We start from the raw sequence: 5839 nt of genomic DNA, 5'->3' as shown, positions 1-5839 counted from the left end.
GTCCGGCGCACCCCCGGGGCTGCCTCAGCTGCCGGCGACCGGGGTCAGCGGGGCGCCGCTGGCCAGGATCGCGGACGTGAGCGCCTTGGCCGCCTCCGCGGGCGCCTGCTTGCGGGTGAGCAGGACGAGGTCGAGCTGCGGCAGCTTCGGCAGGCCGAGGGACGCGGGCAGCTCGACGAGGTCGGAGGGCATGAGCGTGCGGGCGAGGACGGCGATGCCCAGGCCCGCCCGGACGGCGGCGAGCACGCCGTTGACGCCCCGGACGGTGCACGTGATCCGGCTGCGGCGGCCGACCTTCTCCAGCGCCTGCACGCTGAGCGCGCGGCTGAGGCTGGGCGCCTGGTAGACGACGAGCGGCACCGGCTGGTCCGGGTCGATGCGGGTGCCGTCGATGCCGCACCAGACGAGCTGGTCGCGCCGGACGAGCTGCCCCCGGACGGCCGGCTGCTGGCCAGGGCTGCGCTTGACGAACGCGACGTCGAGGTGGCCCGACTCGATCCTGCGGATGAGGCCGTCGTTCTGCAGCACGGTCAGCTCGAGGTCGATCCGCGGGTAGAGGTGCCGGAAGTCGCGCAGGATCCGCGGCAGCGGTGTCAGCGCCAGGTCGTCGGTGACGCCGAAGCGCAGCCGGCCCTGCAGGTGCGACCCGGTGAAGTAGCCGACGGCGCGGTCCTGCACGGCGAGGATCTCGCGCGCGAACCCCGCCATCGCCTCGCCGTCGGAGGTCAGCGCGACGCTGCGGGTGTCGCGCACCAGCAGCGGCCGTCCGGCCGCCTCCTCGAGCCGGCGCACGTGCTGGCTGACAGTGGGCTGGCTGAGGCCCAGCGACTGGGCGGCCCGCGTGAAGCTCAGCGACTGGACGACGGCGAGGAAAGTCCTCAGCAGCTCGGGGTCGTACACGGTGGCTCTTCCTGGACGGTCATCACGAAACGCAATGTCACTTATAGAACTGATTCCCGGAAACGATAGCGCTTCCGCTGCCGACGGGGAGGACACTGGACCCTGTTGCTGTCCACCGTACGACTCCACCACCCGACGCCACTCGCCAGGACGACCCCTTGAGCTCCACCGACGCCGCCTCTGTCCGAATCTCCAGACCTCTTCTCCCGCAACACTTCTCGCGGACCTTCCCCTCCCTCGCCAACCGGAACTTCCGGCTCCTGCTCTCCGGGCTGCTCGTCTCGGGCACCGGCGGGTGGATCCAGCGCATCGCGCAGGACTGGCTCGTGCTGACCCTCACCAACAGCCCGACAGCGGTCGGGATCACCACCGCGTGCCAGTTCGTGCCCACCCTGGTGTTCGGCCTGCACGCCGGACTCCTGGCCGACCGGCTGCCCAAGCGGCTGATCCTGCTCATCACCCAGCTGTCGATGGCTGCGACCGCGGCCATCCTCGCCGTCCTCGCCCTGAGCGGGCGTGTCCAGGTCTGGCACGTCTTCGTCCTTGCCGGCGTCCTCGGCGTCGTCGCCGCCGTCGACAACCCGACCCGGCAGTCGTTCGTCTCCGAGGTCGTCCCCGGGTCGCAGCTGCCCAACGCGATCAGCCTCGTCTCCTCCACGTTCCAGATCGGCGCCATGGCGGGCCCGGTCATCGGTGGTGTCCTCATGGGCACCGTCGGCGCGGGCTGGGCGTTCGCGGTCAACGCCGCGACGTTCACCGCGCCGCTCACGGCACTGCTCCTCATGCGCGGCACCCCGACGCGTGCCGACACCCGGGCGCGGCACCTCGCTGCCACTGCCGAGGGAGCCGGACGGCCAGGGGTCCGCGACGGCCTGCGGTATGCCGTGTCGACGCCGACCGTGCTGTGGCCCGTCGTGATGGTGGGCGCGTTCGGGTTCTTCACCATCAGCCTGCCCGTGACGCTCGCGGCGTTCGCCAAGGACGAGTTCCACTCCGGCGCCTCGGGGCTGGGGCTGCTCAACGGTGTGGTGGCGCTGGGCGCGCTCGGCGGTGCCCTGACCACCGCGCGGCGCACCCGGCCGCTGCGGCTGCGGACCATCGGCAAGGCGGGGACGGCTCTCGCGACGGCCCTGCTCGTCGCGGCCCTGGCCCCGGGCCAGCTGCTGTTCGCGGTGCTGCTCGTGGCCGTCGGCGCCGCCAACCTCGGCTTCCTCACCTCCGCCCAGTCGCTCGTGCAGCTCGCGGCGACCGACCACCTGCGGGGCCGGGTCGTCGGCGTGTACATGCTGGTGTTCATCGGCAGCGGCGCGGTCGGTGGACCGGTCGTCGGGTGGCTGGCCGAGGCGTACGGCCCGCGGGCAGCGCTGCTCGCCTCGGGTGCGGTGCCCGCGGTGGTCACGGTGCTGGTGTGCCGGCACCTGGCCCGGGCGGCGTCGCTGCGGCTCGGGCTCACGTCGGTGTCGGTGCGGCTCCCCCGCCCGTCGCTGGTTCCCCGCAGCCACTGACGAGGCGTCGCCGCGTCCTCCCTGCTCGAGGGCAGGGCAGCCGTTCCCGGCGTGACGGCAGGGCAGCGGTCCAGTGCGGGAGCCCGCCGGTGCGTGGTGCCCGCCAGCCGGTCAGCCGGTCATGCCGTCGGCGAGCCGGCCGAGGGCGTCGACCCAGTGCTGCTGGTCGCCGCGCGGGTCCCCGGCGATGCCGCGGCCCTCGTGGTAGAGGTCGACGCGCGTGCCGTCCCCGTCGGGGCGCAGCTGCACGTCGAGCATGCTGAGCGGCCCGTCCTCGTCCGGGTGCCAGGAGACCCGGACCTGCTCGAGCGGGTGGTAGCTGCGGACGACCCCGTGGGTGCCGTCGGCGGCGTGCCACGGCTCCCCCTTGCTGCCGAGACGGGCACCGTCGCCGAGGAGCGCCTCGGTGCCGGCGGGGCTGATGAGGTGCTCCCACACCTTCGCGGGACCGGCGGCCATCGTGGCGGTGGCGTGCACGCCCGCCTCCGGCTCGCCGGCCTCGGTGTCGTCGGGCAGCGCGTCGACCTCAGTGCTCATGGGTACCTCCGTGTGCAGCGGCACCGCCCCGGGTGGGCAGCACCCACCCCCACAGTCGACCGCGCGGACGGGGTCCTTGGCAATGGCCCGGTGGGGGCAATCCCCCGCCGGGCCACCTCGGGCCCGGGATGCCGCGGGGCGGCCGGTCCCTGTCCGGACCGGCCACCCCGGACCGGCCACCCCGAACCGGCCACCCCGAACCGGCCACCCCGTCGGCGGTGTCCAGGTCTGCCGGTCGTCAGCCGTTGTAGACGTCGAGCCCGAACCGGTTGAGGCCCGCCTGGCCGGCATACCCGAGGTGGTCCTGCCCGAAGAGGTCCTCGATGCTGGCCAGCAGGGAGTAGTGGTTGTACGGCGTGCTGCTCACGCTCCCGGGCTTCACGAACGGCGAGAGCACGAGGGCACCCACGCGCCCGCCACCCATCCCGGTGATGCCCGGCAGCGGCGCGTTCGGGCCGGGGCCCTCGCCGCAGCAGGCGGTCGCGTCGCTCTGCGGACCGTCCGACTCGTCGAACGTGATGACCAGCACGCCGTCCTGCTTGTACGCCGGTGACCCGAGGATGGTCGGCACCGTCTGGCGGAGCCACGCGTCGGCCGACGCCAGGCCACCGGGCTCGCCGTCGACGCACGGGGAGTCGTGCCCGTCGTGGCAGAGGTTCGGCGTGATGTACGTGAGGTTGCGTGTCGTCGAGGTCGAGGCCAGGTCGGTGGACAGCTGGTTGAGGTCGACGTCGTGGGAGGCGCAGTATGCCGGGTCGTCGACGACCGAGTGGAGGTAGACGAACGGGTTGTGCCTGGCCGCGTACTGGTCCCCGACGCGCGCCTTCTGGGTGTCGTCGGCGCTGTCCAGGGCCGGGTGGCGGCAGGGCGTGCCCATGTCCTCCATGTAGCCGCGCCAGGTGAGCCCGGCCCGGTCGAGCTGCTGCGGCAGGGACGGCACCGAGGCGGGGTAGACGCAGCCGTCGCCGACCGCCTGTCCCGGCGGGACGGTCCCGGCCCCCACGAAGTCGCTGTAGACCTGGCAGTCGGCCTGCGTCTGGGCGTTGGGGCCCTGGCCGGTGACCTGGGCGACGTAGTTCGGCAGGCTGTTGTGGGCGGTGCCGTAGTACTGGGCCAGCAGGTTCCCTTTCGCCCTCAGGGTCTGCGAGAGGTAGGGCGCGGCCGATCCGGGGCCCCACGTCTCGTCGTAGCCCTTGTTCTCGAGGTTGATGACGAAGACGTGCCTGGCAGGCGGTAGGTAGGACGCCGATGCGGTGCCGGTAGCGGTGGCCGCGCCGGTGGCGCTGGCTGCGCCGGCACTGGTGGCTGCACCGGCCGGGGAGGCGCCGACAGTCGCTGCGGCGACGCCGGCCACGAGTGCGACGAGCGCGGCCACGGCGACGGCCGTGCGGGTGCGGGCAGCCGAGGGTGTGCGGGCACGAGTGCGCGTCGTCCGGACGCGGGCGGGGGTGCGCCGGGGCAGGGGGTGCGTCATCACAGGCTCCATCCGTTGGCCTTGGCAAGGTCGGCGAGGGCGTGCCAGTCCTCGTAGTCGGCGAACCCCGCCGGCGGGCAGGGCGTCCCGACGAACGGGGGCACGGCATACGTCGGCGCCTGCAGGTCCGGCACGCTGGCGAAGTCGAGGACCTCGGCGAGGTTGCGCGCTGCGGCGTCCCGCGGTGTCAGCGGGGCCAGTCCGTGCCGCCACTCGATCATCTTCAGGACCGAGGTGTGGTCGTAGACGTCCTTGGCGACGTACCCGCGCCGGGCGAGCGGCGACACCACGAGGCACGGCACCCGGAACCCCCGCATGCCCCACTCCGGGTGCGCGTCGGGTGCGGTGGTCGGCGGCACGTGGTCGAAGAAGCCGCCCCACTCGTCGTAGTTCACGACCAGCACGGTCTTCTCCCACCCGGGCCCGGTCGTCACCGCCTCGTAGACCTGGTCGAGGAAGTACTGGCCGGCTCGGATGTCGGCGTGCGGGTGGTCGTCGGCGCTCGAGCCCGTGCCCTCGTCGAGGAACTTCGGGTCGACGAAGCTCACCGCCGGGAGGATCCCTGCCTTCGCGTCGCCGAGGAACTGCGCGTAGGGCTTGGAGATGTCGAGGTACCTGCTCCCCCACAGTGCGGTGAAGGGGGTGTCGGAGAAGTAGTACGTGCCGCTCACACCGGCCTGCACCAGCCGGTCCCAGATCGTCGGCATCGTCGCGATGGTCGTCGAGTTGTGGATGCGGTCGGTCTGGGCGGCGTGCTGGTAGAACCGGTTCGGGTAGGTCTCGGCGAGGATGGCCGAGAAGTAGTTGTCGCACACCGTCCAGTCGCGGGCGGCCCGGCCGTAGAAGGCGAGGTCGGCGTCGGTGTAGTAGCCGATCGCGAACTCGTCGTTGTCCCCGGCCTTGAGCCAGCCGTCGCACTTCCCGTCGTTGTACTCGACCCGACCACCCTCGAAGGAGTGGTCCGGGTCCGGGTGCGCACACCCCTGGGTGTCGGTGAGGTGGTGGGTCTGGTGCGGCACGCCGTACCGGTCGACGTAGGTCAGCCCGGCCTGCCTGCCCCGCGCACCAGGCAGCCAGCCGAGGTAGTGGTCGAAGGAGCGGTTCTCCATCATCACGACGACGATGTGCTCGATGCCGCTGGCACCGGGGTCGGGCAGTGCTGTGGTCGCAGTGCTCGACGTGGTCGTCGCGGTGGCCGCCGCAGCGGCCTCGGGGAGTCCCAGCGCGGATGCGCCGAGGGCGGCTCCTGCACCCGCGATCAGGTGTCTGCGCGTGATGTCCATGTATCGAGCAACGCAGCCTGTGGCGCGAAAGTCACGGCGGCACAGGCAAGTTCACCCGCGGTTCACCGGGCGGGAACGCGCCATTCGATCTCGGCGTGAGGTGCCCCACACGGACGCGGGGCGGCCGGTTCGCGTGGAAC

Annotated in this window: 5 protein-coding genes; 1 reads left to right on the top strand and 4 read right to left on the bottom strand. The window is 72.6% G+C overall.

Translation table 11 applies throughout. The features are described 5' to 3' along the window. Nucleotides 1-24: 24 nt before the first annotated feature. Complete coding sequence (locus ACFUC1_RS20040; protein WP_379122978.1) at nucleotides 25-900, bottom strand: LysR substrate-binding domain-containing protein; 876 nt, start codon at nucleotides 898-900, stop codon at nucleotides 25-27. A gap of 158 nt (nucleotides 901-1058) precedes the next feature. Here ACFUC1_RS20040 and ACFUC1_RS20035 point away from each other — a divergent pair, with 158 nt between their 5' ends. Next, on the top strand, nucleotides 1059-2405 hold the full coding sequence (locus tag ACFUC1_RS20035; RefSeq protein ID WP_379122976.1) for an MFS transporter: 1347 nt from the start codon (nucleotides 1059-1061) through the stop codon (nucleotides 2403-2405). 111 nt (nucleotides 2406-2516) lie between these two features. On the opposite strand, the gene ACFUC1_RS20030 is transcribed toward ACFUC1_RS20035, so the two are convergent. The 3 genes from ACFUC1_RS20030 to ACFUC1_RS20020 all read right to left on the bottom strand — a co-directional run bounded on the left by ACFUC1_RS20030 (nucleotide 2517) and on the right by ACFUC1_RS20020 (nucleotide 5699). Next, nucleotides 2517-2942, bottom strand: a complete 426-nt coding sequence (locus ACFUC1_RS20030) for an SRPBCC domain-containing protein (RefSeq protein WP_379122974.1) — start codon at nucleotides 2940-2942, stop codon at nucleotides 2517-2519. A gap of 238 nt (nucleotides 2943-3180) precedes the next feature. Then, nucleotides 3181-4416: an alkaline phosphatase family protein gene (locus ACFUC1_RS20025; protein ID WP_379122972.1), complete on the bottom strand. Its 1236-nt coding sequence runs from the start codon at nucleotides 4414-4416 to the stop codon at nucleotides 3181-3183. Continuing rightward, nucleotides 4416-5699 (bottom strand): alkaline phosphatase family protein, encoded by a 1284-nt coding sequence (locus ACFUC1_RS20020; RefSeq protein WP_379122970.1) that lies wholly within the window; start codon nucleotides 5697-5699, stop codon nucleotides 4416-4418. Before ACFUC1_RS20020 ends, ACFUC1_RS20025 begins: the two co-directional genes overlap by 1 nt. Nucleotides 5700-5839: the final 140 nt, after the last annotated feature.

The sequence above is a fragment of the Pedococcus sp. NPDC057267 genome (assembly GCF_042668795.1).
In the GTDB taxonomy this organism is placed as follows: domain Bacteria; phylum Actinomycetota; class Actinomycetes; order Actinomycetales; family Dermatophilaceae; genus Pedococcus.
The sequence above is the reverse complement of the archived record's forward strand: the minus strand, read 5'-3'. Positions and strand labels throughout refer to the sequence as shown.

Coding starts and splice junctions, on each gene's coding strand:
- ACFUC1_RS20030 (WP_379122974.1), bottom strand. CDS start 2,942: ATGAGCACTGAGGTCGACGCGCTGCCCGACGACACCGAGGCCGGCGAG.
- ACFUC1_RS20025 (WP_379122972.1), bottom strand. CDS start 4,416: ATGACGCACCCCCTGCCCCGGCGCACCCCCGCCCGCGTCCGGACGACG.
- ACFUC1_RS20020 (WP_379122970.1), bottom strand. CDS start 5,699: ATGGACATCACGCGCAGACACCTGATCGCGGGTGCAGGAGCCGCCCTC.